The organism is Microbacterium sp. NPDC056003 (assembly GCF_042274785.1).
Lineage (GTDB): Bacteria > Actinomycetota > Actinomycetes > Actinomycetales > Microbacteriaceae > Microbacterium.
In genome coordinates, this window is sequence record NZ_JBHJXQ010000001.1 from 1460920 (window position 1) to 1483340 (window position 22421).

The window sequence follows — 22421 nt, forward strand, 5'->3', positions numbered from 1 at the left end:
GCGCGCGCATCCGTCCAGGCTATCCGCGCGACGACCGCCCGGGCCGGAGTACCGTGATCGCATGGCCGACTCCGCGACCCCGCCGGGCATCGACATCCACGCCCTCGACACGATCGACGCCGTCCACACCGCGTCGCACGTGCTCGCCGAGGTGTGGGGCGGCGACCGCGGCGGGATGCCGCCGAATCTGCTCCGCGCGCTGGCTCACTCCGGCAACTACGCCGTCGGCCTGTACGAGGGCGGGCGCATGGTCGGGGCCTCCGTCGGCTTCTTCGCGCCGCCCGCCGCGCGCACCATGCACAGCCACATCACCGGCGTGACGCCGGGGCTGCAGAGCCGGGGCCTCGGCAGGCTGCTCAAGCAGCATCAGCGCGAGTGGGCGCTGGCCCGCGAGGTCGGCCACATCACCTGGACGTTCGACCCGCTGGTCGCCCGCAACGCGCATTTCAACCTGTGCACGCTCGGCACGCGCGTGACCGAGTACCTCGTCAACCACTACGGCGCGATGGACGACGGGATCAACCGCGGTGACGAGACCGACCGCATCATGGTGTCGTGGGCGCTCGCCGCGCCGCCCGTACCGACGCCGGAGGACGATCGGGTGGTGGCGTCGGTCGCGGTGCCGCACGACATCGAGTCGCTGCGGCGCACCGATCCGGCGGATGCTGCGGCCTGGCGCGTGCGCGTGCGTGACGAGATCATGCGCAACATCGCCGACGGCCTGCGCATCGGCGGCTTCGACGACGAGCGCGGGTATCTGTTCGTCGCGAGGCGATAGGGGTCACGCGCGGAACGGCGGGAATCCGACGGGATGCGGCAGTCGGAGGGACCCGCTCGGTTCTAGGCTCGCGACATGCCCGAGTATCGCGCCCACTTCGACTTCGACATCCGCTTCGCCAACGGGGGAGCGCTCGCCGGCACCGGCTTCCGCCTCGACCTGCCGTCCGCCGACGTCTCCGAGGACGACATCGGCCGGCTGCTGGTGCAGCATCTCGGGCTGGCGCTCGTCGACGAGGTCGAGCTGCGCGGGCTGCGCGTGGTGGAGGAGGAGCACCGCGGCAGCCGAGGCGTGGCTGCCGCCGCCGCGACCGGCGTGGGCACACGGGTCGTCGACCTCAGCCACCCGATCCGCGCCGGGCTGGTGACGTATCCGGGGCTGCCGGCGCCGACGATCACGCCGCACCTCACCCGCGAGGATTCCCGTGCGCGCTACGCACCGGGCACGGAGTTCGCGATCGACATCCTCACGATGATCGGGAACACCGGCACCTACCTCGACAGCCCGTTCCACCGCTACGCGGACGGCTCCGACCTCGCCGGCCTCGACCTGGGCTCGCTGGTCGGACTGCGTGCCGAGGTCTTCCACCTCGAGGACGCGTGGACGCCTGAGCGCCGCGGGATCCGGGCCGCCACGCTCGCCGATCGCGATGTGCGCGGGGCGGCCGTGCTGCTCCACACCGGCTGGGACCGCTGGTTCGGTCGGCCCGAGTACGGCTCGGGCGCCCCGTTCCTCACCGGCGAAGGCGCACAGTGGCTCATCGACGCCGGCGCCGTGCTCGTCGGCATCGATTCGCTCAACATCGACGACACCGAGTCGGGCGGGGAACGCCCCGCGCACTCGCTGCTGCTGGGTGCCGGGGTGCACGTCGTCGAGCACCTCACGAACCTCGGCTCGCTTCCGCCCCGCGGAGCCCGCTTCACGGCGGCTCCGCCCGCCGTCGAGGGGTTCGGCACCTTCCCGGTGCGGGCGTTCGCCGAGATCCCCGACTGACATCGACGTATCAGCGCGACGCTCGTGCGCTCCTCTCCTGCAGCAACGCAGAAGTGGAGACGATCATGCACGAGCACATCGAGCTCATGATGGCAGCGGTGATGGCGAAGCTTCGCCGCGAACGCCACCGCGCTCCCCGTCGCACCGGACCCCGTCGCGCACGCGGCACGTTCGTGCCGGTGGTCCCCGAGACACCTGCGCTGGGACTCGCCCACTGAGCGCGGCGGGTCGTGGGCCGGGCGTAGCCTGAGCGCATGCCCATCGCCACGCCCGCGGCATCCGTCGCCCTCGAGGGATTCGAGCTCCGCGTTCTTCATCTGCCGCTGGTATCCCCGTTCACGACGTCGTTCGGGACCGAGACGGTCCGCGAGGTGATCGTCGTCCGCGCCCTCACCGCCGGCGGCGACGGCTGGGGCGAGATCGTCACCGGCGCCGCGCCGCTCTACTCGAGTGAGTACACGCAGAGCGCCTGGGATGTCGCGCTGCGCTTCCTGGTGCCCGCCCTGCTCGACCGCGGCACGATCGCCCCCGAAGCGGTGGCCGGCGCGCTCGCGCCGTTCGTCGGACACCGCATGGTGAAGGCCGGGCTCGAGCTGGCGGTGCTCGACACCGCGCTGCGCAGCGAGGGCCGCGCGCTCGGGGAGTATCTCGGCGCCGTCCGCGACCGTGTTCCCAGCGGCGTCTCGGTCGGCATCCAGCGCGACCCGTCGGCCCTGGTCGACGCGGTCGGCGGGTACCTCGACGAGGGCTACGCCCGCATCAAGATCAAGATCAAGCCCGGGCGCGACATCGCCGACACCGCTGCGGTGCGCGACGCCTTCGGCACGATCGCGCTGCAGGTCGACGCGAACTCCGCCTACACGCTCGCCGACGCCGACACCCTGGCAGAGCTCGACCGATTCGACCTGCTGCTCATCGAGCAGCCGCTGCAGGAGGACGACCTCGTCGACCACGCGACGCTCGCCCGCAGGCTGCGCACGCCGGTCTGCCTCGACGAGTCGATCGTCTCGGCGAAGGCCGCCGCCGACGCGCTCGCGCTGGGCTCGGCATCCATCATCAACATCAAAGCCGGCCGCGTCGGCGGCTATCTCGAGGCGGTCGCGATCCATGATCTGTGCCGGGATGCCGGCATCCCGGTGTGGTGCGGAGGCATGCTCGAGACCGGCATCGGGCGCGCGGCGAACGCGGCGCTCTCCGCTCTGCCCGGGTTCACCCTGCCGGGCGACGTGTCGGCGTCGGACCGCTTCTACTCGCGAGACATCGTCACCGAGCCGGCGGTGCTCGAGGACGGGCACGTCCGCGTGCCGACCGGACACGGCCTCGGCGTCGAGATCGATCCGGTCGCGCTCGACGACGTCACCGTGGCGCGGGAGACGCTGACGCGATGACGTCGCGTCGGAGGGTGCGCGGGGCGGCGACCGCCGCGGCCGCCCTTCTCGCGCTGGCGCTCTCCGCCTGTGCGCCCGGCGGAGAGGCGCCGAACGGCGAGGCGACGCCGCCGAGCACGGGGCTGCCCGACGGCGTGACCGTCGAACTGCAGCAGGGTCGTTCCGACGTGGCGGCACGGCAGGCGCAGGTCGTGGTGCGCAACGGCACCGACGAGACGCTGGTCGTCGGTTCCGTCGAGGTCGACGATCCGCGGTTCGCCGCCCCCATCGTCCGCGTCGAGGAGCGCGAGAGCACGATCGGGCCCGGCCGCACCGTCGGCATCCGGGTGCAGCTCCCCGACGTGGCGTGCGCAGGCGACGCGACGGGGACCGCCGAGTCGACGGTGCTGCTCGAGTACACGCTGGGCGATGACTCCGGGCGCGCGTCGGCCGGCATCGAGGATCCGCTCGGCTTCATCGAGCCGCTCCATGTGCGCGACTGCCGTGCGGACGCCGTCGCCGACGCCGCGCACGTGTCGTTCACCGACTTCGACCCCTCGCCTCCGGGGGAACCGGCGGCGCTCATGCTCGGCATCGCGCCGACAGGGCGCTCGGCCGTGCTGATCTCGGGCATCCAGACCACGAACCTGATCACGTTCGAGGACGGCGGCGACACCGCGCTCGAAACGCTTCCGATCGGACTGGAGGTGCGGGAGGGCGATACCGGAATGACGGAGGTGTCGTTGCCGATCGTCCCGATCCGCTGCGACCCGCACGCCGTGCAGGAGGACAAGCGGGGCACGATCTTCGACCTCGAGGTGGAGGTCGGCGGCGAGCCCGGCGAGATCGAGCTCGCGGCATCCGAAGAACTCCGCGGCCAGATCCTCACGTGGGTGGCCGACTGGTGCGGATTCGGCGGCTGAGGCGGGTCGCCGACGCGATCCCCGGCCCACGGGCCTGCACTCCGCATGAGCGTTTGTCAACCCCTCGACGCGCGGCTGGGATGCCGCGAACCTGGGGTCATGACCGGACTCGCAGTGATCCTTCTCATCGTCGGCATCGTGCTCCTCCTGCTTGGAGTGTTCATCGAGGCCGCGAAGTTCCTGCTGTGGATCGGCATCGTCATCGTGATCATCGCGATCATCGCCTGGCTGATGCGCTTCATCCGCCGCCAGACCTGACACACCCCCATCGCTCCGTCGACCCCCAGCGTCGGAGCACCGGAAAGGGCGGGACTCCCACGGATCCCGCCCTTTCGTCAGCCCGGACGGTGAGCGAGCGTGCTCGCGCATAGGCTGTGCCGCATGAGCAACGTCGCTCCCCACGACCCGGCCGCCGCGCGCGGCATCTCGCGTCGCACGCAGTCCGACGTCTACCGCGCCGGGATCAGCGGCGCCAAGCCCGCCGTTCCCGTCGATGCCCAGCGCCTCGAAGACGCGGCCCGCCGGGCGCTCAGCGCCGAGGCCTTCGCCTACATCGCCGGCGGCGCGGGCGCCGAGCGCACCATGCGCGCCAACGCGGCGGCGTTCGGCCGCTGGCAGGTGTGGCCGCGCCCGCTGCGCGACGTCGCCGCCCGCGACCTGTCGATCGACTTCCTCGGCCGCCGCCGCCCGACGCCCCTGCTGCTCGCCCCGCTCGGGGTGATGGAGATGGCGCACGACGACGCCGACCTCGCGGTGGCGCGGGCCGCGGCATCCCTCGGTCTGCCCTTCACGCTCAGCAACCAGGCCTCGTTCCCGATGGAGGAGGTGCGGGATGCCGCGGCCGACGGCTCGCGCCTGTTCCAGCTGTACTGGTCGGCCGACGACGACCTCAACGCCTCACTGCTGCGCCGGGCCGAGGCATCCGGGTGCGAAGCGGTCGTCCTCACGCTCGACACGCACCTGCTCGGCTGGCGCACTCGCGATCTCGACCTCGCGTACCTCCCCTTCACGCGCGGCATGGGCATCGCGCAGTACACCAGCGACCCCGTCTTCCAGCAGCTCGTGCGTGAGCGCGTGAGAAGAGGAGCGGATGCCGCGGCCCCGCCCGCGCCGCCGGTGCGCCTCACCCCGCAGACGGTGGCGGCGGGCGTGAAGATCGCGCGCAAGGGCGCGGCGCTCACCGGGGGCGGACTGCGCGAGAACCTCCGTTCGCCGCTGCCGCGTGCCGCGGTCGAGACGTTCCTCGAGGTGTTCTCCACCCCCGCGCTGACGTGGGACGACCTCGCCAAGGCGCGCGAATGGACGGCCCTGCCCATCCTGCTCAAGGGGATCGTGCACCCCGACGATGCGGCGCGCGCCGTCGACGTCGGAGCGGACGGCGTGTGGGTGTCGAACCACGGCGGACGCCAGATCGACCAATCGGTGCCGACCCTCGAGGCGCTTCCGGCTGTCGTGGAGCGGGTCGGCGGACGGGTGCCGGTGATCTTCGACTCGGGGGTGCGGCAGGGATCGGATGCCTTCATCGCTCTCGCACTCGGCGCCACGGCCGTCGCGATCGGCCGCCCGTACGCGTACGGCCTCGGCATCGCGGGTGAGGACGGCGTGCGCGAGGCCGTGCGCAACATCCTCGCCGAGCTCGACATCACGCTCGGCCTGTCGGGGCACACATCGATCGCCCAGGTCGGCCCGGGCGCACTGCGCGAGGCGTGACCTGGCGCACCGTCCGTGCGAAGTCGGGGGTCAGCCCCCGTGTCGCCGACGCGCCGCGCCTCTATGCTGAGGCGGTGACCACGCCTCCGCCGTACCAGCCGTCCACCCCCTACTCCGCGCCGCAGCCGATGAACCCGGCCGACGAGAAGCTCTGGGCGACTCTCATCAACCTGGGGGGCCTCTTCTTCGGATTCCTCGCCCCGCTCATCGGCTACCTGGTGCTGAAGGACCGCGGACCGTTCGTGCGCGCCCACTCGGCGACCGCGCTGAACTTCCAGCTGACGCTGCTCATCGCGTACGTCGTGGGCACCGTCCTGACGTTCGTGCTCATCGGCATCTTCATCCTGCTCGCGGCCTACGTGCTCAACATCGTGTTCTGCATCGTCGCGGCCGTGAAGGCCAACCGGGGCGAGTGGTACAAGTACCCGATGTCGATCGGCTTCGTCTCCTGACGACCTCGCTCCACAGCGTCGCGGCCGAGCCCGCGACGGGCCGGGTTCACCCTTAGGCTGGCCCCATGCCAGCCCCACGCCGGCGGGTCCTCGCCGCCTCCTCGCCCTTCTCGCCCGAGCGCGTCCGCCCGCCCGCACGGCGCAGCGCCGCAGGCGCCGGGATCCTCATCGCAGCGCTGGCCCTCAGCGCCTGCTTCGGGGGAGGGGGCACCGAGGGCGGCGACTTCGGCGACGGCGACTTCGCCGACGACGGCTGCACGAGCGTGGTCGTGGCGACGTCGTCCGAGAAGGTCAACATGCTCGACGCGCTCGCCGCCGCGTTCAAGGAGTCGCCCGAGCACGAGGCGCTGGACGAGTGCGCGACCGTGCGCCCGATCAACGTGTCGTCGGGCGACGCCACGCGCTTCCTCACGTCGGGACAGGACTGGCCCGACGAGAACACGCGTCGCTGGCCCACCATGTGGTCGCCTGCGTCGACGGTGTGGACCGAGCGCGTGGCCGCTGCGGCATCCGCTGCTCTCGTCGGCGAGCCCGAGTCGTTCACCCGCACGCCCATCGTCTTCGGCGTGCCCGAGACGATGGCGAAGGCCCTCGGCTATCCCGGGTCGCCGATCGGCATCGCCGATTTCGAGCGTCTGTGCCAGGACCCCGAGGGCTGGGGCAGCGTCGGCAAAGACCTGTGGGGTTCCTTCAAGATCTCGAAGACGAACCCGAACACCTCGACGACCGGCCTGTCGGCGATCCTGATGCAGTCGTACGAGGCATCCGGCAAGACCGACGGCCTCACCGCCGCCGACGTCGCCGCCGCGGCGGACTTCTCGCGGGTGTTCGAGGAGTGCGTGATCCACTACGGCGACACGACCGGCAAGGTGCTCACGACGCTGTACGACGAGACCCAGAACGGCGCGGGCGGCTCCGGCTATGTGTCGGCCGTCGCCCTCGAAGAGACGTCGCTGCTCAATTACAACCAGGGCAACCCCGACTCGCACACCGTGCAGCCGGGGGAGCAGCTCACCCCGCCGAAGGAGAAGCTCGTCGCGGTGTACCCGTCGGGCGGATCGATGTGGTCGGACAACCCGATCACGGTGCTCGGCGCCGACTGGGTGACCGATGCCCAGGCCGATGCGGGCGCCGCCTTCGCGGCGTTCCTGCAGACCGAGGCCGCGCAGGAGATCGTGCCCGAGTTCGGCTTCCGGCCGCTCGACGAGACGGTCCCGCTCGGCGACCTCTTCACCGCGGCGTACGGCGTCGACCCGGCGGGGCCGGCGATCTCGCTCCCGCGGCCCGAGGTCGATGTCGTCTCGGCGGCCATCGATCAGTGGACGCAGATCCGCAAACCGTCGTCGGTGCTCGAGGTGATCGACATCTCGGGCTCGATGGACGAGCCGATCGGCGACGGCCGGTCGAAGCTCGACGGCGCCATCGAGGGCGCGCAGGCGACCCTCGGCCACTTCCGCTCGAGCGACGAGGTCGGGGTCTGGGCGTTCACCACGGGCGTCGACTCCACGGCGGGTGAGAACCTCGTCGTGCTGCGCGACGTCTCGCCGCTCGCGTCGGACCGAGAGTCGGTCGACGCGTCGCTCGACGACCTGCGCTTCGCGAAGCGCGAAGGCACGCCGCTCTACGACGCGATCGCGCAGGCGTACGACGAGATGACGAAACGTGCCGAGCCCGGTCGCATCAACGCGATCGTCGTGCTGTCCGACGGGCAGGACACCGACTCGTCGATCTCGCTCGACTCGCTCATCGCGAAGATCGGCAAAGCGACGCGCGAGGGCGGCGACGACGCCCCCGTGCGCATCTTCCCGATCGCGTACGGCGAGGGTGCCGACACCGGCGCCCTGCAGCGGATCGCCGAGGCCACCGGTGGCCAGTGGTTCGATGCGTCGGACGCCGCGAAGATCGACCTCGTGTTCGCCTCGGTCATCAACAACTTCTAGGCGACGGCGAGCATGCACAGCGCGATGGACGGCCAGGGCTACGTCGACGACGCCGTCGACGCGCTCGGATCCGCCAGCGTGTACGTGTCGTCGGAGGTCGCCGATGCGGCATCGCTCCGCGACCAGCTCGCCCAGCAGATCGGCGACGAGTCGATCGGGGTGGCGGTCTTCTCCGACAACGCCGCGCTCGAGGCATCCGGACCCGACATCGTGTCCGAACTGGCAGCCGCGCACCCGGGAACCACGACGATCATCGTGGCGGTCGGCGACGACCTGTCGGCCGGCTCCCGCGTGCTCGCGCCGGGCGAGGCGATGCGCGTCGCGAACGAGGCGGAGGTGTCGGCCCCCGACGTCGACGCCGCGCTCACCGAGACGATCCAGGGGGTCATCGCGCTCACGCCCGACGCGCCGTCGTCCGGCGGCGCCGACGCCGGCCCGTTCGTCGGCATCGCGGTCGGCGCGGTGGTGCTGCTCGCCGCAGGGGGCGCGCTCTTCGGCGTCATGCGCTCGCGGCGTCGCCGCACGCGTGGCGCCGCGGTGCGGCATCCGCTCCCGGATCCGGTGCGCGCGCACGTGCAGACGCTGCAGACCCTCAGCGCGGAGTACGCCCACGCCGGGGCTGGGGGCATTGCGCAGGCGGGCGAGGTCTCCGCCGAGATCGGCCGGATCGCGGCCCACACGACCGAGCTCTTCGACCGCCTCGACCGCAAGGGCGAGGAGGGGCAGCGCGCGACTGCCGCCGTCGAGTACGGCGAGACGCTGCGCAAACTCACCGGCGCCCTCGACCGCGACTACCTGCTCGACATCCTCATCCACCCCGACCTGTGGGATGACCCGGCCGAGCGCATCGACGAGGTGCGCAGCGCGGTGTCGGCGTTCTCGCTCGAGCTCGTCGAGAACATCAAGCAGGTCAACGCCCGGCGCGGCCTGCACTTCCAGGTGTCGCTCGACGGACTCATCGGCCGTCGCAAGGAGCTGCGCGAGTGGGACCGGGAGTTCGAGCGCGCCGCCGGGGACGAGCCCGGATCGTCCGGCCGGCCCGGCTCCGACGACTAGAATCGACGGATGCCGCGGCGCTCGCCGCATCCGGCACGAACACCCATCCCGACCATTGGAGCCACCATGGCCGAGCAGTCCCGCCTCGACAAAGTCATCGCCCTCGCCCGCCACCGCGGGTTCGTGTTCCAGGCGGGCGAGATCTACGGCGGATCCCGGTCGGCGTGGGACTACGGCCCCCTCGGCACGGAGCTCAAGGAGAACATCCGGCGCCAGTGGTGGCAGACGTTCGTGCGCGGCCGCGGCGACATGGTCGGCCTCGACTCGTCGATCATCCTGCCGAAGCGCGTGTGGGAGGCCTCCGGCCACGTCGCGACCTTCACCGACCCGCTCGTCGAGTGCCTGCAGTGCCACAAGCGGTTCCGCGCCGACAACCTCCTCGAGGACTTCGAGGCGCGCAAGGGCCGCAAGGCCGAGAACGGACTGGCGGATGTCCCGTGCCCGAACTGCGGCACGAAGGGCCAGTACACCGAGCCGAAGGCCTTCTCGGGCCTCGTGAAGACCTACCTCGGCGTCGTCGACGACGAGTCGGGCCTGCACTTCCTGCGCCCCGAGACCGCGCAGGGCATCTTCGTGAACTTCTCCAACGTGCTCACCGCGTCGCGCAAGAAGCCGCCGTTCGGCATCGGCCAGGTCGGCAAGGCGTTCCGCAACGAGATCACGCCCGGAAACTTCATCTTCCGCACGCGCGAGTTCGAGCAGATGGAGATCGAGTTCTTCACGCCGCCCGCCGAGGCGGGCGAGTGGTTCGACCACTGGGTCCAGGCGTGCTGGGACTGGTTCATCGATCTCGGCATCGACCCCGAGAACATGCGCCAGTTCGACGTGCCCCAAGAGGACCGCGCGCACTACTCCGCCGGCACCATCGACATCGAGTACCGCTTCGGCTTCACCGGCAAGGAGTGGGGCGAGCTCATGGGCGTCGCCAACCGCACCGACTACGACCTCTCCAGCCACACCGAGGCGTCGGGTCAGAGCCTGACGTACTTCGACCAGGCCTCCGGCGAGAAGTACATCCCGTACGTCATCGAGCCGTCGTTCGGCCTCACGCGCGCGATGATGGCGTTCCTCGTCGACGCGTACCACGAGGAGGAGGCGCCGAACGCGAAGGGCGGCACCGACACCCGCACGGTGCTCAAGCTCGACCCGCGGCTCGCCCCGGTCAAGGTCGCGATCCTGCCGCTCTCGCGCAACGAGCAGCTCTCGCCCATCGCGCGAGAGGTGGCCGATGTGCTGCGCGGTGAGTGGAACGTCGACTTCGACGACGCCGGAGCCATCGGCCGCCGCTACCGCCGTCAGGACGAGATCGGCACGCCGTTCTGCGTGACGGTCGACTTCGACTCGCTCGACGACCGCGCCGTCACCGTGCGCGACCGCGACACGATGGGCCAGGAGCGCGTGCCGCTCGACGCCCTCCACGCCTACCTCAGCGAGCGGCTCCAGGGCGCCTGAGTCGGAGAAGCAGAAGAGCGGATGCCGCGACCCGGCCGGGTCGCGGCATCCCCTCTTCTTGTCTCCCGCGCTCGGTACTTCGTGCCGGCCGCAGTCTTGACGCCGTCGCCCGCGCTCGGTTCTGTTGCTCAGATCAGGTGATCTGGCGAGAACAGGAGGTTTCGGCGGGAATCGTCCTGTGTTCGCCAAATCTCCTGTTCTGGGGGATGCCCGACCCGCGATAGTGCGGGACGGTGGCGTTCCGGGCCCATCCGGTGTTGCCGAGATCAGGTGATCTGGCGGAGGCAGGAGGTTTCGGCGGGAATCGTCCGGTCTTCGCCAGATCTCCTGTTTTGGGGGATGCCGCGACCCCTGCTCGCCGCAGGCCCGCAGGCCCGCAGGCCCGCAGGCCCGCAGGCCCGCAGGCCCGCAGGCCCGCAGGCCCGCAGGCCCGCAGGCCCGCAGGCCCGCACGCCCGCGACACCCGCGGCCCGCACTTCCGCGACCAGGCGACCGACCGCGCAGCCCGCACAGCACAAACGCCCGGTCCTTTGAGGACCGGGCGCTTGCGAAGGGGCGGGCTACTTCGTGCCGGCCGCGGCCTTCGCGCCGTCGCCCGCGTTCTTCGCGCCGTCGATCGCCGCCTCGGCACCGGTCGCCTTGATGGCGTAGGCCGACAGCAGCGTCTGGAGGTCGAGGCCGGTGAGGTTCTTGACGACCTCCGTGCCCTCGCCCAGCACCTTGCCGACGGTCTTCGTCATCTCGGACGCCCCGTCGGTGGAGACGACCGTGAGCTTGTCGATCGACGCGATCGGCTCGGCCGCCGCGCGCACGATGTCGGGCAGGCGCGAGATGATCTCCTGCGCGAGCGCGGCTTCGCCGTACTTCTGCAGCGCGAGCGCCTTCGCGTCGGTCGAGGCGGCCTCGGCGAGACCCTCGGCCTGGATCGCGGCGGCGCGCGCCTCACCCTCGGCCTTGATGCCCGCGGCGAGGGCGACCTGCTTGTCGCGCTCGGCCTCACCTGAGAAGCGGACGGCCGTGGCAGAGGCCTCGGCATCCTGCACCGCGGCGACCTTGTTCGCCTCGGCGATCTTCGTGCGCTTGTAGGCGTCGGCCTCGGTCGCGGCGTTCGCGGCATCGCGCAGAGCGTTGGCGCGCTGCACCTCGGCGTAGGCCTGTGCCTCGGCTGGCTTGCGGATCTCGATGTCGAGCCGCTCCTGCGTCACGAGCGCCTGCTCGGTGAGCGCCTCGCGCTCCTGCACGGCGACGAGCTTGTCCTGCTCGGCGGTGGCGAGCTGGCCGGATGCCTGCGCCTCGGCGTTCGCCCGGTCGGTCTCGGCCTTGATCGTCGCCTGGCGCAGCGCGAGAGCCTTCTGACGCTCGGCGATCTGCTCCGCCGCCTCGATGCGTGCGAACTCGCTGGCGCGCGAAGCCTCGGCCTCGCTGATCTCGGCGACCTGGCGGGCGCGGGCGGCCTCGGCACGACCGAGATTCGCGAGGTAGTCGCTGCCGGGCGTGGAGATGTCGCTGATGTTGAGCAGGTCGACCTGCAGACCCTGCTCGACCAGGTCGGCCTTGGTCTCGGCGACGACGCGGTCGGACAGGCTCTTGCGATCGGAGATGATCTGCTCGATCGTCATGTCGCCGACGATCGACCGCAACGAGCCCTCGAGGGACTCCTTGATGATCTCGGTGAGGAGGTCCTGCTGCGAGAGGAAGCGCTGGGCCGCTCGGCGCACGCCGTCCTCGCTGCCCGAGACCTTGAAGTTGATGGACGCCTTGATCGCGATCTTGATGCGGTTCTTGTCGACGCCCTCGACGGTGATGCCGATCTGGCGCTGCTCGAGCGAGATGGCGAAGCCCTGCTGCAGGATCGGCCACACGAAGGTTCGCCCGCCGATCACGACGCGCTGCCCGACGCCGGTCTCGTCGGCGGCCGGGCGGCCGGCGCCGCGACCGACGATGACGAGGGCCTCGTTCGGGGGGACGCGCCGGATGCGACGCGCGATGAAGACCAGGAGCCCGAGCACCGCGATGACGAGCGCGATGACGGCGATCACCTGGACGAGAAGGGGATCGAGCATGAGTGCCTTTCGGTGGGGAGGGAATCAGTCGGCGATGACTTTGACGCGGGTGCCGGAGTGCTCGACGACGCGGATGCGCACGCCCTCGGCGATCGTCTCGTCGGCGTACGCGAGCCGGCGCTCGACCTCGCCGGGCCCGTCGAGGCTCACCTCGCCGCCCGAGGCCGACACGGTCGAGCGGGTCACCCCGGTCAGGCCGAGCGCCGAGAGCGGAACGCCGTCGGAGCTCTTCGTCAGGCGGCGCACGAAGACGACCGCGAGCAGGTAGGCCACGAGCGCGAACGCGATGGCGAGCACGTACGCCCACACCAGGTCCAGGCCGGCGGTCGAGGTCAGCACGCCGGCGGCCCCGAACACGACGGCGGCGATGCCGAGTGCCGTGCCGGAGATCGCGCCGTCGCCGATCTCGAAGTGATCGAAGATGTCGCCGAGGAGCAGCGAGATGAGAAGGACGACGAGGCCGACGCCTCCGACGATCAGGAACGGCAGGAGCACGGGCGACCTTCCTCGACTCAGGGCGGGCTGGATGCGGGCGGTTCGTCACAGCCTAGGGGGTGACGCCGTCGGCCGTTCCCTCTGTCCACATGCGCAGCGCGTGCGCTCGCAGCCGACGTCAGTCGAGGAGCGTGATCTCGACCGAGCCCGTGTCGCCGTCGAGCACGCGGCGGTAGTCCGTGGCGATGATGTCGCGCAGCGCGCCGGTGTCGACCGCCTCGAGGTCCTTGATGTACAGGCACCCGACGCCGGTGTCGTGCGGCCCGAGGTTCGCCAGCTCGTCGCCATGCGCGCCGGTGTCCATGAGGTAGACGGTCGTCGCCTGCTTGCGGGGGGCGAACGCGGCGACGGGCATGTCGCCCTCCGTGCCGGTGGGGTAGCGGTAGTGGCACGCGCCGAACCCGACGATCGTGCCCCACATCTCGGGCTCGCGCCCGGTGATCTCGCGCATGAGCGACACCATGGTCGCGGCATCCCGCTGCCTCTTCGCGGGCGTGACCCCCGCGATGAATGCGGCGACGCTCTCACCCGTCTTCTTCATCAGACGCCCCCTCCCCCCGACTTCGCGGCGGCCTTGGCTGCGCGCTTGAACTCGCGCACCTTCGCGAGCGAGTCGGGCGACACGATGTCGGCGACGCTGCGGAAGCTCCCGTCCTCACCATAGGGAGCGGATGCCTCGCGCCAGCCTGCGCCGTCGTAGCCGTACTGTTTGCCGAGCAGCGCCAGGAAGATCTTCGCCTTCTGATCGCCGAAGCCGGGGAGCGCCTTGAGTCGCTTCAGCACGGTGGCGCCGTCGGGGTCGCCGTCGCGCCAGATCGCCGAGGCGTCGCCGCCCCAATCGTCCTGGACCGCCGCGCACAGCGACTGGACGCGGGCCGCCATCGATCCCGGGAAGCGGTGCACCGCGGGTGTCGCCGTGAACAGCTCGGCGAACGCCTCGGGGTCGAACGTGGCGATCGCCGCGGCATCCAGGGTCCCCGCCCGCTCCGCGATCTTCAGGGGCCCCGCGAACGCGGTCTCCATCGCCACCTGCTGGTCCAGCAGCATGCCGATGAGCAGGGCGAGCGGGTCGTCGGTGAGCAGGCGATCGGCGGTCTCGTCGCCGGTGATGTGGAGGCTCATGCCGTCAGTCTCGCACTCGAGCGTGCGGTCGGCGACCGGGGGATCGCGCGCCCGGATGGGAGGATGGAGCCCATGTCCGAGACGCCCGAGCCCCTCGACGAGCTGGTCACCCATGCGCACGACACGAGGGTCGTCGTGGTGGGCGCGGGCATCGCCGGCCTCGTCGCGGCACTCGAGTGCGCGAAGGTCGGGATGCCGGTGACCATCCTCGAGGCGGCGGGCCACGCGGGCGGAACGATCGCCGAAGCCGAGGTGGGCCGCCTGCGGGTCGACCTCGGCGCCTCTTCCTGGTCCACTGCCCACGGCGCGGTCGATGCCCTCGTGGACGAACTCGGCCTCTCGTCGCGCGTGGTCGAGCCCGCGGACACCACGACGTGGATCGCGGGGCTCGGGCGCTCGGGCTCCGCCGCCGCGCCGGTGCCCGCGGACTCGGTGCTCGGCATCCCGGCCAATCCGTGGTCCGAAGAGGTGCGGCCCTTCATCGGGCTCAACGGCGCCTGGCGCGCGTACCTCGACCGCCTGCGACCGCCGCTCACGATCGGCAAGGAGCGCAACCTCGACCGCCTGGTGCGCACCCGCATGGGCGACGCGGTGGTCGACCGCATGGTCGCGCCGCTGAGCGTGGGGCGCTTCGGCGTCACGCCGTCGCGTGTCGACGTCGCCGCGGCGGCTCCCGGCTTGAGCTCGGCGCTGACCCGCACCGGATCGCTCGGCGGCGCCGTCGCCGACCTGCTCGTCGATCGTCCGTCCGGCCCTCGGCTGAAGAGCCTCGAAGGCGGGATGCTGCGGCTCGTCGACGCCCTCGTCGAGAAGCTGACCACGCTCGGCGCCGAGGTCGTCACGGGTGCCCGGGTGACGGCCGTCGAGCACGACGCCGGCGCCCGCTGGGCGGTGAGCGCCTCGGACCCGGCGGGTGAGCCGGTCGCGGTCGAGCCGGCGGATGTGCTCTTCGTCGCGACCGGACACGCCGACGCCCGGCGCCTGCTATCGGCGCACGTGGGTGCCGCCCTGGACGACCCGATGACGGATGCCGCGCCCCTGCGGGAGATCGTGACGCTCGTCGTCGACGCCCCCGCCCTCGACGCGGCGCCGCGCGGGGCGGAGGTCTACCCCGTGCCGGGCACGCGCCGCGCCTCGGGGCTCGTGCACCAGACGGCGCGGTGGGCGTGGCTCTCGCAGGCTGCCGGTCCGGGCCGGCACGTGCTGAGCGTCGCCTTCGACGCCGCGGGCGCCCCAGGCGCGGATGGCGGGCCGGATGCCCTGCCGAATGCCGGGCTGGCGGACGCCGGCGTGGCAGAGCTCGCGCGGGACGAGGCATCCGCTCTCCTCGGTCTGCCCCTCGACGAGGCCGCGGTGCGCGGCGTGCACCGGGCCCGCTTCGCGCTCGCACGTCCGGCCTCGGCGATCGGGCACAGCGACGCGGCAGAGGCGGTGCGCAGTGCGACCGCGGGTGCGCGGGGCCTCGCCGCCGTCGGGTCGTGGCTCGCCGGGAGCGGCCTCGCGCAGGTGGTCGCGGACGCGCAGGCCGAGGCCGAACGCGTGCGTCGGACGGTGCTGTGGGGGTCCGCTCCGGGTTCGTGAGTCTGCCGCGACCGGTGTTGTCAAGGGTGGATGCCGGAATCGGCATACAGGGCTAACCTGGGATGGTTCATCAGCGCACCACCGAGCGTGAGGAGACCCCATGAGGGGCAAAGCAGGACTCGTCGTCGGACTCGCCGTCGGATACGTGCTCGGCACACGAGCGGGCCGTGAGCGCTACGAGCAGATCAAGACGCAGTGGCTGAAGGTCTGGAACCTCGACCCCGTCCAGGAACAGGTCGGCAAGGTCAAGGAGTTCGCCAAGACCAGTGCGATGGCGCTCCCCAGCACCCTGTGGGACTCCGCCGTCAAGGTCACGAAGGCCGCCTCGGGCAAGGAGACCGTCGGGCAGAAGCTCGACGCCGCGCTCAAGGTGAGCAAGGACCAGGCCGACGACGTCGGTCGCGCCGCCAAGACCACCGCCAAGGCCGCGAAGGACGCCGTCGAAGACCTCGTCGAGGAAGCCACCGACGACGCTCCCGCACCCGGCCGCGGCGGAGCGTGACGTGACCACGCCGCGTGGATTCAAGGACCGCGCCGACGACAGTCTGCTGACGCTGGTCGGCGAGATCCCGGAGCTGATCCGCAATCTGGTCGTCGCCGAGATCGAGTCGGCGAAGAAGTGGGTCGCACGCACCGCGAAGGACGGCGGATGGGGCGCGCTGTGGATGTTCGCCGCCCTGTTCGTGCTGTTCTGGTCGGTTCCGGTGTTCGGCACCTATCTGATCGCGGGGCTGTCGTCGTGGTGGCCGGTATGGCTGTCGGCGCTCGTCGTCTTCTTCGGCATGATCATCGTCGCGGTGGTGCTCGCCCTGCTGGGCGTGTTCCGGTTCCGCAAGATCGGCAAGAGCCAGAACCCCGTGCAATCCATCGCCCAGGACGTCAAGGAGGTGCGCGATGAGCTCTGACGCGCCCGTGCCGCTGCCCCGCACCGCCGTGCCGCTCGGCATCACCGACCCCGTCGAGAAGGCGCGCGCCGAGCTCAAGGCGACGCTGGCGGCGATCGAGGTCAAGGCGAACGTGCCGCGCCGCCTGTCGGTCAAGATCGACGACGCGATCGACAAGGCGCGCGACTTTCAGCGCCGCAGCCCCGCGCTCGCGGCGGGCGCCGTGATCCTGGCCGCCGCCTCGGTGGGTGCCGCCGTCTGGGCGTTCGTGCGTTCCTACTCGCGCTGACGCCTTCCGCCGACTCCGAACCTCGACCGGACACACCCCCGGAGGGTGGGGGTATGCTCGGGGTGAGGCAGTGCAATGGTGCGAATGCTGCCGAGCGCGCGAACCCGATTCGTTCGCGCATCGGCTGCTCGAACGTCTGGGGCGGCCGACCGAGCGCCACGAGAGTCGACCCCATGAACACAGCCCCGCAGCACGTACCCGCCAAGCCCCTCGCGGGCTGGCGTGTGCTCGTGCCACGAGGTGGCCCGTGGGGCGATGGAGTCGCCGCCACACTGCGCCGCCAGGGCGCCACCCCGGTGATCGCCCCCCTCATCAACTTCGCCCCCACGAACGACCAGGCGACGCTCGAGCAGTCGCTCGCCGATCTCGCCGCCGGCACGTTCGACTGGCTGACGGTCACGAGCGCCACGACCGTCGACGTGCTGTACGCGTACCGCGCGGTCGTGCCGCCGACGACCAAGGTCGCCGCGGTGGGCGAGACCACGGCGGCCGCCCTGCTCGCGGTCGGGTACCGCGTCGACCTGGTTCCCGACGACGACAACTCCGCCGCCGGCATGGCCGAGCAGCTGATCGCGCTCGAGCCGCAGGCGCGCGACATCCTCACGCTCCGCAGCGAGATCGCCAAGCCGGTCCTCACGCGCATGCTCTCCGCGGCCGGCCACCGCGTGCGCAGTGTCGTCGCGTATCGCACCGTCGGGGTCCCGGTCACCGACCGCATCGCCGAAGACGTCCGCTCCGGCCGCATCAACGCGGTCCTCGTCACGAGCGGCTCGGTCGCCGAGCAGGTGCACCAGCAGTTCCCCGACCTGCCGTCGACCACGCTCATCGCCGCGATCGGCCCGCGCACCGCGAAGGATGCGCGCCGTGCCGGCCTCAACGTCGACGTCATCGCCGACGCGCAGACCGTCGACGCGCTGATCGACGCGGTGGCTCGCTTCTCGCTTCCGCACGCCGCCGATGAGTTCGCGCCGAAGACCGGCGTGATCCCGCAGCTGCGGTCCGACCGGGGCTGATCCGCACGTGACCGGCACGCCCCGCATCGTCGTGCTCGCGGGCGGCGTGGGCGGCTCGCGCTTCGTGCTCGGCGTCCGCGGCGCCCTGCGCGCCCGTGGCATCGACGACACCGCGGCGGCCCTCACGGTCGTGGTCAACACCGGCGACGACCTGTGGCTGTCCGGCGTGCGTCTGCAGCCCGACGTCGACTCGATCACCTACGCCCTCGCGGGGGTCAACGACAGCGAGCGCGGGTGGGGTCGCGTCGGCGACACCGAGCGGGTGAACCGTGAACTGCAGGAATGGGATGCCGGGTGGCCCTGGTTCACCCTCGGCGACCTCGGCCTCGGCACCCATCTCGCGCGCACCGGCTGGCTGCGCGAGGGTCTCACGCCCACCCGGGTGCTCGAGCGGATGTCGCACCGCTGGCCCCTCGGAGCCCGCCTGCTGCCCATGACCGACGCCGAGGTCGACACGGTCGTGGTGCTCGACGACGGCACCCGCATGCACTTCCAGGAGTGGTGGACGCGCCATCGTGCGACGCTCGCCCCCGCGCGGTTCGAGAACCCGGGCATCGAGCACGCGCGCCCGGCGCCGGGCGTGACCGAGGCGATCGCCGATGCCGACGTCGTGCTGCTCGCGCCGTCGAACCCGGTCGTGTCGATCGGCCCCATCCTCGCGGTGCCCGGCATGCGCGCGGCGCTGCGAGACGCGCGCGCGCCCATCGTCGGCGTCTCCCCGATCATCGGAGGCAAGGTCGTCCGCGGCATGGCCGACGTGTGCCTCACCGCGATCGGAGTCGAGACCTCCGCCGCGGCGGTGGCCGCGCACTACGGCGCGCGCTCGCGCGACGGCCTGCTCGACGCCTGGCTGATCGCCGAGGAGGACGCGGCCCTGTCGGCCGAGGTCGCCGGGCGAGGCATCCGCTCGCTCGTCACTCCGCTGTGGATGACGGATGCGGCGCGCTCGGCCGTCCTCGCCGAAGCAGCGCTCGGCGCAGCCGGGCTCTGAGCGTGCCCGAGCTCGCGTGGTGGTCATGGCTGCTGCTCGCCGCGGCCGCCGCGATCGTCGGCCTGTCGAAGACGGCGGTGCCGGGCGCGGGCACGGTCGCCGTCGCGATCTTCGCCGCCGTGCTGCCGGCGAAGCAGTCGACGGGCACGCTGCTGCTCCTGCTCATCGTGGCCGACCTGTTCGCCGTCACGATGTACCGGCGTCATGCGAACTGGCGTGAGCTGCTGCGTCTGGCGCCGGCAGTGGTCGCCGGCGTGCTGGCCGGCGTCGTGTTCCTGTGGTTCGCCGACGACGTGTGGGTCAAGCGCACGATCGGGGTGATCCTGTTCACCGTGATCGCGATCACGCTGCTGCGGCGGCGGTTCGCTTCAGGCGTCGACCTGGAACGCCCTCACCGCGTGGCGGCCGCGACCTACGGCACGCTCGGCGGGTTCACGACGATGGTGGCCAACGCGGCCGGACCCGTCATGTCGATGTACTTCCTGGCGGCGCGGTTCCCGGTGAAGGAGTTCCTCGGCACGGCGGCGTGGCTGTTCGCGATCGTGAACCTCTTCAAGGTGCCGTTCTCGATCGGCCTCGGGATCATCACGGTGCCGGGCCTGCTGCTCGATGCGGTGCTCGTGCCGGTCGTGATCGCTGCAGCACTGGCCGGCCGGTGGATCGCGGACCGGATCGACCAGAAGATGTTCGAGCGGCTGGTGATCGGGTTCACGGTGGTGGGGGCTTCGTACTTGCTCGTGTCGTGAGGGTGGACAGCCGGCTCGGTGGAGCGGGGCCTCCGCTGTGTCGCCGCGTGGTCAGTCGGTGCTCGAGTGCTCCGCGTGCGCGGCGAGGTCATCCGTCGCCGGGAGGCTCGCGCTCTCGTGCATCGCGCGCACCCCCAGCTCGATCGCCCGGCTGACAAGACCCGCGAGCAGGAGGATGCCTCCGATCACGGCAGCGGCGGTGCCGAGGAGCAGCATGAGCCCGGCGACGCTGTACGCGAAGGTGAGACCGAGCACGAGAAGCAGGGGCCCTATGACGATCGCGATGTCGGCGAACGACTGCAGGCGCTTGAGCGAGGGGGTCATGGGCAGACAGCAGCAACGGTGAAGAGCAATGTCGCGCTGAGACGTGATCGTTTCTGCTTCTATCTTCGATTTTACACATGTGGATAGTCCTGTGGATTCGAACGGAATGTCGGAGGTCGGTGGCACACTTGCGACATGAACCACCCGGCGCCGCCGACTCTCGACGACGAGATCGAAGCGATGCTCTGGCGCGAGCGTGAGCGCGCCGCCGAGGCGTGGGAAGAGCCCTACGACGGTCCGCTCGAGACCGGCCCGCGCATCGAGACCCGGCACCGGTGGGATGTCGCGGCGACGCGTCGCGAAGAGCTCCTCTACGAGTGGGAGAGAGCGAGCGAGCAGATCGCCCGGTGGCAGGGCGTGCAGGTGCGACTGCTGGCCGAGGCCATGGACCTCGCTCTCGAAGACGGCACGATGCGCGACGATGCGCCGCTGTCGGTGCGCGACTTCGCCGCCGAGCTCGCCTGCGCCGTCGGCGTGGCCGACCGCACCATCGAGCAGCGTATGGACGACGCGCTCGTGATGCGCGATCGCTTTCCGCAGACGATGGCTGCGCTCGAATCGGGGCGCCTCTCGCTGCCGCACGCCCGGGTGATGGTCGATGCCGGCGTTCGGCTCGCGGACGACGGGGCGCGGAGGCGGTACGAGGCGCTCGTGCTCGAGCGCTCCGCCGGGCTCACGACCGGGCGCCTTCGGGTGATCGCCAGGTCGATCGCCGAGGACGTGGCTCCTGCATCGATCGCCGAGCGCCATGCCGAGGCGCGGGAAGCCCGGCGCGTGACCGTGCGCGACGGGGAGGATGGCATGTCCGAATTGTGGGCGCTGCTTCCGTCGGTGCTGGCGCACGGCATCCACGACCGCATCACGCAGCTGGCGCGGTCTGTGAAGGATGCGGCGGCCCGTGGCGGTGATGCCGGCGGTGCCGCCGGCGATGGCGAGCTGGCCGACGCGGACGACGGAGCGGTCGGCGGGGCCGGCGGGGCCGGAGGGGCGGATGCGGCCGGCGGGGCGGGAGGGGCGGATACGGCCGATGGTCTGGGCGCAGCCGCGTCCGATGGCTCAGCGACGCACGACGCGCGCACGATGGATCAGCTGCGGGCCGACGCGCTGTGCGACCTCGCGCTCACGGGCCACCCGACGGTCCACGCGATCGACCAGGACGGCGGGACCGGTATCGACGCCATTCGCGCGATCGTGCAGATCACCGTCCCGTTCCAGACCCTGATCGGCGATGATGGTCCCGCGCCGATGCTCACCGGGCGCGCGCCGGTCGACCCCGGGTCGGCACGGCGCCTGCTGGGCGCGGCCACCCTGTGGGATCGCGTGCTCACCGATCCGGTGTCGGGCGACGTGATCGCGGTCGACCGGAGGTTCCCGACCGAGGCTCAGCGTCGTCATCTCCGGGCGCGCGACGAGCATTGCCGGTTCCCCGCGTGCCGCATGCCGGTGTGGCGCGCCGACATCGATCACACCGTCGACCACCAGCACGGCGGTCCGACCGAACACACGAATCTCGCGCACCTGTGCCGCCGACATCACACGCTGAAGCATCACACTCCGTGGCAGGTCGAGCAGCACGCAGGGGGCGTGCTCGAATGGACGAGCCCCCTCGGCCGGCGCCACACCGACCACCCGCCGCCGGGGCTGCGGTTCGTCGCACGGGAGTGAGCCGAAGCGGTGGCAGGGGAGCCATCGCGAGTGATGGGGGCTATGCTCCCGTGCATGTCGAGGCACATCGTTGTGACACCGGACGCGCCCGCATCGCCGATGTTCAGCCAGGGAGTCCGCGCAGGGTCCGCCGTCTACGTCTCCGGCATGGTCGGCGTCGACTCGAAGACCGGCGCGCTGGCCGAATCCATCGAAGATCAGACACGTCAGGCGCTGCGCAACTGCGAGGCCGTCCTCCGGGCCGCGGGGTGCACACTCGACGATGTCGCTCTGGTCACCGTGCTGCTCGCGCAGCCCGACGACTTCGCGGGGATGAACACGGCGTACGCCGAGGTGTTCGCCGAGGACCCGCCCGCTCGGGCGGTCGCGAGGCTGGGCCCCGAACTTCCGGGCATCCGGGTGTCGATCATGGTCACCGCCCACATCCCGGACTGAAAGGCGACCTCCGGAGCGGCACGGGCTGCGCGGGGAAAGAAGAAGCCCCGACTGTTACCACGCGGCCGGGGCGAGACGAATGAGAGTTCGCCTATCCCTGCCAGCATACCTCTCGGCGCGGCGCGAAACCCGGGCCTTGGCC

General features: G+C 71.4%; 25 protein-coding genes. 20 read left to right on the top strand and 5 right to left on the bottom strand.

Features of this window, described 5'->3' with window-relative positions:
* Positions 1 to 61 precede the first annotated feature (61 nt).
* The 11 genes from ACFC1W_RS06815 to ACFC1W_RS06865 all read left to right on the top strand — a co-directional run bounded on the left by ACFC1W_RS06815 (position 62) and on the right by ACFC1W_RS06865 (position 10671).
* A complete protein-coding gene (locus ACFC1W_RS06815; protein ID WP_375990188.1) occupies positions 62 to 778 on the top strand; it encodes a GNAT family N-acetyltransferase in 717 nt (238 codons plus the stop codon).
* Positions 779 to 853: 75 nt separating this feature from the next.
* Complete coding sequence (locus ACFC1W_RS06820; protein WP_375990191.1) at positions 854 to 1771, top strand: cyclase family protein; 918 nt, start codon at positions 854 to 856, stop codon at positions 1769 to 1771.
* Positions 1772 to 1836: 65 nt separating this feature from the next.
* Positions 1837 to 1989: a hypothetical protein gene (locus tag ACFC1W_RS06825; protein ID WP_375990194.1), complete on the top strand. Its 153-nt coding sequence runs from the start codon at positions 1837 to 1839 to the stop codon at positions 1987 to 1989.
* A gap of 36 nt (positions 1990 to 2025) precedes the next feature.
* The gene (menC, locus tag ACFC1W_RS06830; protein ID WP_375990196.1) at positions 2026 to 3159 is read left to right on the top strand and encodes an o-succinylbenzoate synthase; all 1134 of its coding nucleotides are present in this window, start codon (positions 2026 to 2028) and stop codon (positions 3157 to 3159) included.
* Positions 3156 to 4061 carry a hypothetical protein gene (locus ACFC1W_RS06835; RefSeq protein WP_375990198.1) on the top strand — a complete coding sequence of 302 codons (906 nt, stop codon included), beginning with the start codon at positions 3156 to 3158 and terminating at the stop codon, positions 4059 to 4061. The genes menC and ACFC1W_RS06835 overlap by 4 nt, the downstream gene beginning before the upstream one ends.
* 99 nt (positions 4062 to 4160) lie before the next feature.
* Positions 4161 to 4319, top strand: a complete 159-nt coding sequence (locus ACFC1W_RS06840; protein ID WP_191764592.1) for a hypothetical protein — start codon at positions 4161 to 4163, stop codon at positions 4317 to 4319.
* A gap of 123 nt (positions 4320 to 4442) precedes the next feature.
* On the top strand, positions 4443 to 5771 hold the full coding sequence (locus ACFC1W_RS06845) for an alpha-hydroxy-acid oxidizing protein (RefSeq protein ID WP_375990200.1): 1329 nt from the start codon (positions 4443 to 4445) through the stop codon (positions 5769 to 5771).
* 128 nt (positions 5772 to 5899) lie between these two features.
* The gene (locus tag ACFC1W_RS06850; RefSeq protein WP_241111433.1) at positions 5900 to 6223 is read left to right on the top strand and encodes a DUF4870 domain-containing protein; all 324 of its coding nucleotides are present in this window, start codon (positions 5900 to 5902) and stop codon (positions 6221 to 6223) included.
* A 65-nt stretch (positions 6224 to 6288) separates the two neighbouring features.
* The gene (locus tag ACFC1W_RS06855; protein WP_375990203.1) at positions 6289 to 8163 is read left to right on the top strand and encodes a substrate-binding domain-containing protein; all 1875 of its coding nucleotides are present in this window, start codon (positions 6289 to 6291) and stop codon (positions 8161 to 8163) included.
* A gap of 12 nt (positions 8164 to 8175) precedes the next feature.
* Positions 8176 to 9219 carry a hypothetical protein gene (locus ACFC1W_RS06860; protein WP_375990205.1) on the top strand — a complete coding sequence of 348 codons (1044 nt, stop codon included), beginning with the start codon at positions 8176 to 8178 and terminating at the stop codon, positions 9217 to 9219.
* A 66-nt stretch (positions 9220 to 9285) separates the two neighbouring features.
* Positions 9286 to 10671 carry a glycine--tRNA ligase gene (locus ACFC1W_RS06865; RefSeq protein WP_375991442.1) on the top strand — a complete coding sequence of 462 codons (1386 nt, stop codon included), beginning with the start codon at positions 9286 to 9288 and terminating at the stop codon, positions 10669 to 10671.
* Positions 10672 to 11231: 560 nt separating this feature from the next.
* Here the strand turns inward: ACFC1W_RS06865 and ACFC1W_RS06870 are convergent.
* The 4 genes from ACFC1W_RS06870 to ACFC1W_RS06885 all read right to left on the bottom strand — a co-directional run bounded on the left by ACFC1W_RS06870 (position 11232) and on the right by ACFC1W_RS06885 (position 14351).
* Positions 11232 to 12734 carry a flotillin family protein gene (locus tag ACFC1W_RS06870; protein WP_375990208.1) on the bottom strand — a complete coding sequence of 501 codons (1503 nt, stop codon included), beginning with the start codon at positions 12732 to 12734 and terminating at the stop codon, positions 11232 to 11234.
* A 24-nt stretch (positions 12735 to 12758) separates the two neighbouring features.
* The gene (locus ACFC1W_RS06875; protein WP_375990209.1) at positions 12759 to 13229 is read right to left on the bottom strand and encodes an NfeD family protein; all 471 of its coding nucleotides are present in this window, start codon (positions 13227 to 13229) and stop codon (positions 12759 to 12761) included.
* 118 nt (positions 13230 to 13347) lie between these two features.
* Positions 13348 to 13770, bottom strand: a complete 423-nt coding sequence (locus tag ACFC1W_RS06880; protein ID WP_375990211.1) for a DUF1801 domain-containing protein — start codon at positions 13768 to 13770, stop codon at positions 13348 to 13350.
* Positions 13770 to 14351, bottom strand: a complete 582-nt coding sequence (locus tag ACFC1W_RS06885; RefSeq protein ID WP_375990213.1) for an HhH-GPD-type base excision DNA repair protein — start codon at positions 14349 to 14351, stop codon at positions 13770 to 13772. The genes ACFC1W_RS06880 and ACFC1W_RS06885 overlap by 1 nt, the downstream gene beginning before the upstream one ends.
* A 72-nt stretch (positions 14352 to 14423) precedes the next feature.
* Between ACFC1W_RS06885 and ACFC1W_RS06890 the strand changes: the two genes are divergently transcribed.
* The 7 genes from ACFC1W_RS06890 to ACFC1W_RS06920 all read left to right on the top strand — a co-directional run bounded on the left by ACFC1W_RS06890 (position 14424) and on the right by ACFC1W_RS06920 (position 19855).
* Positions 14424 to 15932 carry a protoporphyrinogen/coproporphyrinogen oxidase gene (locus ACFC1W_RS06890; protein ID WP_375990215.1) on the top strand — a complete coding sequence of 503 codons (1509 nt, stop codon included), beginning with the start codon at positions 14424 to 14426 and terminating at the stop codon, positions 15930 to 15932.
* Positions 15933 to 16032: 100 nt separating this feature from the next.
* Positions 16033 to 16434: a hypothetical protein gene (locus ACFC1W_RS06895; RefSeq protein ID WP_375990217.1), complete on the top strand. Its 402-nt coding sequence runs from the start codon at positions 16033 to 16035 to the stop codon at positions 16432 to 16434.
* A 1-nt stretch (position 16435) separates the two neighbouring features.
* Positions 16436 to 16837, top strand: coding sequence for a phage holin family protein (locus tag ACFC1W_RS06900; protein WP_375990220.1), 402 nt, complete (start codon positions 16436 to 16438; stop codon positions 16835 to 16837).
* Positions 16827 to 17105, top strand: coding sequence for a hypothetical protein (locus ACFC1W_RS06905; protein WP_375990222.1), 279 nt, complete (start codon positions 16827 to 16829; stop codon positions 17103 to 17105). The genes ACFC1W_RS06900 and ACFC1W_RS06905 overlap by 11 nt, the downstream gene beginning before the upstream one ends.
* A 173-nt stretch (positions 17106 to 17278) precedes the next feature.
* The gene (locus ACFC1W_RS06910; RefSeq protein ID WP_241112698.1) at positions 17279 to 18118 is read left to right on the top strand and encodes a uroporphyrinogen-III synthase; all 840 of its coding nucleotides are present in this window, start codon (positions 17279 to 17281) and stop codon (positions 18116 to 18118) included.
* Positions 18119 to 18125: 7 nt separating this feature from the next.
* On the top strand, positions 18126 to 19109 hold the full coding sequence (gene cofD / locus ACFC1W_RS06915; RefSeq protein ID WP_375990225.1) for a 2-phospho-L-lactate transferase: 984 nt from the start codon (positions 18126 to 18128) through the stop codon (positions 19107 to 19109).
* Positions 19110 to 19111: 2 nt separating this feature from the next.
* Positions 19112 to 19855 (top strand): sulfite exporter TauE/SafE family protein, encoded by a 744-nt coding sequence (locus tag ACFC1W_RS06920; protein ID WP_375990227.1) that lies wholly within the window; start codon positions 19112 to 19114, stop codon positions 19853 to 19855.
* A 51-nt stretch (positions 19856 to 19906) separates the two neighbouring features.
* On the opposite strand, the gene ACFC1W_RS06925 is transcribed toward ACFC1W_RS06920, so the two are convergent.
* Positions 19907 to 20179 carry a hypothetical protein gene (locus tag ACFC1W_RS06925; RefSeq protein WP_375990229.1) on the bottom strand — a complete coding sequence of 91 codons (273 nt, stop codon included), beginning with the start codon at positions 20177 to 20179 and terminating at the stop codon, positions 19907 to 19909.
* Between the two features lie 135 nt (positions 20180 to 20314).
* Here ACFC1W_RS06925 and ACFC1W_RS06930 point away from each other — a divergent pair, with 135 nt between their 5' ends.
* Together ACFC1W_RS06930 and ACFC1W_RS06935 are read left to right on the top strand one after the other, a co-directional pair.
* A complete protein-coding gene (locus ACFC1W_RS06930) occupies positions 20315 to 21844 on the top strand; it encodes a DUF222 domain-containing protein (RefSeq protein WP_375990232.1) in 1530 nt (509 codons plus the stop codon).
* 54 nt (positions 21845 to 21898) lie between these two features.
* A complete protein-coding gene (locus ACFC1W_RS06935) occupies positions 21899 to 22279 on the top strand; it encodes a RidA family protein (protein WP_375990234.1) in 381 nt (126 codons plus the stop codon).
* Positions 22280 to 22421: the final 142 nt, after the last annotated feature.